3 protein-coding genes and 1 pseudogene are annotated in these 3,374 nt (G+C 52.6%); 1 reads left to right on the forward strand and 3 read right to left on the reverse strand.

Annotated features, from left to right (window positions below; genetic code table 11):
- Positions 1 to 483 (forward strand): annotated as a pseudogene (locus Q0F21_RS06465) (replication-associated recombination protein A); the annotation flags it as partial.
- 163 nt (positions 484 to 646) lie between these two features.
- Here Q0F21_RS06465 and Q0F21_RS06470 read toward each other — a convergent pair.
- The 3 genes from Q0F21_RS06470 to Q0F21_RS06480 are packed head-to-tail and all read right to left on the reverse strand — an operon-like array spanning position 647 to position 3,311.
- Positions 647 to 1,753 carry an aminoglycoside phosphotransferase family protein gene (locus Q0F21_RS06470; protein WP_297238440.1) on the reverse strand — a complete coding sequence of 369 codons (1,107 nt, stop codon included), beginning with the start codon at positions 1,751 to 1,753 and terminating at the stop codon, positions 647 to 649.
- A 6-nt stretch (positions 1,754 to 1,759) separates the two neighbouring features.
- Positions 1,760 to 2,461, reverse strand: coding sequence for a phosphatase PAP2 family protein (locus Q0F21_RS06475; RefSeq protein ID WP_297238442.1), 702 nt, complete (start codon positions 2,459 to 2,461; stop codon positions 1,760 to 1,762).
- A gap of 4 nt (positions 2,462 to 2,465) precedes the next feature.
- The gene (locus tag Q0F21_RS06480; RefSeq protein WP_297238443.1) at positions 2,466 to 3,311 is read right to left on the reverse strand and encodes a tetratricopeptide repeat protein; all 846 of its coding nucleotides are present in this window, start codon (positions 3,309 to 3,311) and stop codon (positions 2,466 to 2,468) included.
- Between the last annotated feature and the right edge of the window lie 63 nt (positions 3,312 to 3,374).

Genomic DNA, 3,374 nt, shown 5'->3' on the forward strand with positions numbered 1-3,374 from the left:
GCCCGGATGATCGATGGAGGGGAGGACCCAAAGTTCATCGCACGCCGGCTAGTGATATCTGCCTCCGAAGACATCGGTCTCGCCAATCCTAATGCTATGCTGATCGCAGAGGCAGCCTTTACCGCAGTAGAGCGCATCGGCTGGCCGGAGGGACGCATTCCACTGGCTGAGGCTACGATCTACCTTGCCTCCTCTCCTAAGAGTAATAGCGCCTACTTAGCCATTAATAAAGCACTCTCCTACGTCAGAGAGCAACCGCCCTACCCTGTCCCCATGCATCTGAGGAATGCGCCCACCGAGCTCATGGATGAACTGGGGTATGGCAAGGGGTACATCTACCCACACGACTACAAGGGGCACTATGCAAGTCAGCAATATCTGCCTGACGAAGCGGTGGGGACTTCATTCTGGATCCCGGCAGACAGCGCAGCAGAAGCGCAGCTGGTCGATCGACTTAATAGGATGAAGGGGTCACAGCTGTGATCCACTCTGGGCAGAGGACAGCAGTCCTATGCGACAGAGGAAGACACAGTATCGGATAAAACGAAGTAAGGGCTGGCTCCAGAAAGTGGAGCTAGCCCTTACTCGTCTATGCTGTCTGAGAAACCCTCATCAGACAGTGTTGTCACTTATTGGAGCCGGTGGGTCACAGCCAGTGGGCCATAAAGTCGCTCATCTCCTTTGCTCGTTCCTCCAAGCGGGTCAGATAGACATACTGTGCCCAGGCACGATCCCAATTGTGATCCTTGTAGTTAGTCTTATAATAGGTGTCCCCATTGATATAGTCTGTGAGGAAGCGGACCGCCTGCATATAGGTCATCATGCGACCGCCATAGGGGATAAGCCGGATCTCAGTCTCCGTGAGGAAGCTGCTTGCAGAAGACATGTAGCCCTCGACGTAGGACTTGAAGATCGCCATATCCACGCCAATCTTGGACTCGTCGGTCTCATCCTCAGCACCGGTATTCACGGCAGTACGGATGAAGTCTCCTACATCGGATAGGATAAAGCCGGGCATCACCGTATCGAGGTCGATGACCGTCAGCACCTCACCGGACTCCTTGTCGAAGAGGATGTTGTCCACCTTGGTATCGAGGTGATTGATGTGCTTCGGTAGGGTTCCCTCCTCATAGAGTCGCTCCTGAAGGAGCATCTCATCCGACCGGTCGTCAATAGCCTTGATGAGCTTCTTGACTCGCTCCTCCTGCACTCTGCCTACACGATCCTCCTTGATCGCATCAGAGAGCTCCTGTAAGCGAAACGCCATATCGTGGAAGTGCGGGATCGTGTCCCCAAGCGTGCCCTCAGGGATGTCGGAGAGACGACTCTGGAAGTCACCGAATGCCCTTCCGGCCGAGCGTGCTGACTCCGGTGTAACCGCATCCACGGTGACAGATCCGGGGATGTAGAGCATCACGCGCCAGTAGCTTCCCTCGCAGGTGGTATAGCGCTCACCGCTCTTCGTCCGGAGGAATGTACAGACGTGTCGGTCGACATCCGCATCACCCTCAGCCTCCAGTTTCTTCCTGATATGCTCAGTAACGGTGAATATATTTCGCTGCAGGGTCTCCACGTCTTGGAAGACCTGATGATTGATCCGCTGGAGCACATACCTGATCTGCTCCGTGCCATCGGGATCCTTGACTGTGACACGTAGGGTATCATTGATATGACCGTTTCCGAAGGGCTCTACGCTCACTACTTCCCCCTGGAGTGGGAAAGCATCCAGGATGGTCTGATAGTTTTTTGTCATAATTAATTAGAGATATAAGATGGGGTAAACGATTGGTCCCAAGATCCAAAAGGCGAGATATAAGGTCACAAGAGATAGTGTAATCTTGTCAATCCTGCTTCGAGGAGTAATGTAGCAGATCGACTTCTGCCGATCCGGGATCTTGAAGAAACCACTGCGGGTCTCACGATAGAGGTAGTACATCACTATACCGACGAGCATGCCGCAGAGACAGCCGGCGATCACGTCCGTAAGGAAGTGGACCCCGAGGTAGACTCGGGAGTACATCGTGGTCAGCACGACAAGTGTCATGATGATAGTATAGCTCCGGTGCCTCATCAGCAACATCGTGAAGGCGCCAAGGGCAGCAAAATTAGTGCTATGACCGGAGATGAAGCCATAAAGTCCCCCTCCCGAGTGTCCCATCACAGTCTTTACAACATCCTCCGTGAAGGGATGGAGGGTCGGGCGAAAGCGCTGGAAATAGGGCTTAAAGACAGCGGAAGAGAGCTGGTCAGAGATTACCATCATCAGTGCGACGAAGAGGATAAGCAGCAGGCACTCTTTAATCTTCTGTCGATAGAAAAGCAGCGCGAAGAAGAAGATCAGGAAGAAGTACCAGATCCGCTTGTCGGAGAAGGTGAACATCACAGCGTCCAGATAGTCACTGTGAGGACTATTGAGCCAGAGAAAAAAGTCTCTCTCCAGTAGGGCTAACTTCTCTACCATTATATCAGTCGCTAAAGTCGTTGATTATGTCAAAGGTATCCTCCGGCACCCAGCCGACCGTACCATCGGCAAGCCGGATCTCAGCGTAGCCCCCTACTCTGTCCAGTACCCTCACCTTATGTCCCTCGTGTACCACCGCAATATCCTGTGAGGATGAGTCGGGAGAGCTCTGCAGCGTAATGACAGGAGCTGTGAGGATTGCCTCCGAGCGGTCGGTGATAAACCTATAGGATCGGTAGACAAAGAGATTGAGGACTATACAAAGTACGAGAGCAACTAGTCCGGCATAGAAGCCTATTCGCCGCTTCCTCTCGCTACGCCCGTAGGTAAAGAGGAAAATGAGGAGGACAAAGACCACAAAGGAACCTAACGCAAGGCTCATCCAAACAGGAAGAGCGAACCAGTGGGTTACACTGTCCAAAATACGTGAAAGCATCTGAGAGCGGGGCTGCTCTACCTTCTCGGCTGTATGGTCAGCAAGGAAGTTAAGGTTGTAGCGCGTGTCACTGTCGGATGGATCGAGTCTATAGGCGCGCTCCAGGCTGAGGATGGCGCTAGAGAGTTGGCCGTCCTTGTAGTAAGCACAGCCGAGATTATAGTACAGTTCGGCTGAGGGCTCGGGAGAGAGGCTGAGGCATTTCTCGTATATCGATATGGCGAGCCTGTACTTCTGCTCACCATAGGCAGTTGCTGCCTCATCCATCAGTCTCTTGATGTCTGATGATCCGATTGCACCATCGGAGGGGGCAACCACACCAATACTGTCTGCCTGAGTCGACTCTTGTGCGAAAGCTAATCCTCCAAGAGCAAAAGACAAGAGAAGGAGGGGAAGTATCAGAAGTCGTTTCATCACTCTTTGATCTTGATTTTAGAGGCCTCTATGCCATCGATTACCTCCGATGAGGTCTTATAG

It is taken from the genome of uncultured Porphyromonas sp. (genome assembly GCF_934359325.1).
Taxonomy (GTDB): Bacteria; Bacteroidota; Bacteroidia; order Bacteroidales; family Porphyromonadaceae; genus Porphyromonas_A.